Below are 206 nucleotides of genomic sequence, written 5' to 3' on the forward strand. Positions count from 1 at the left end.
GATCCGTCGTTGTTCCTGTAACCGTTCCTTTGCAATTATCAGTTGTAGTCGGAGCCGTCGCTGTTGCAGAGCATTCGCCCGTAACATCAGCTAATGTCGGTTTTACTGGTTTCTGAGTGTCTTTAATGATCACTTCCTGGGTCGCCGTTTCTACGTTTCCGTTTCCGTCATCAAAACTCCAGTTAATCGTATAAGTTCCCTGAGCA

Annotated in this window: 1 protein-coding gene; it reads right to left on the minus strand. The window is 46.6% G+C overall.

Going from position 1 to position 206, the window contains the following annotated elements; genetic code table 11:
* Nucleotides 1–206, minus strand: a 206-nt coding sequence (locus tag ABXT06_RS22740) for a hypothetical protein (RefSeq protein ID WP_354592762.1), incomplete at both ends; no start/stop codon positions are given.

Origin of the sequence: Flavobacterium sp. UW10123, assembly GCF_040538975.1 — a bacterium.
Classification (GTDB): Bacteria; Bacteroidota; Bacteroidia; order Flavobacteriales; family Flavobacteriaceae; genus Flavobacterium.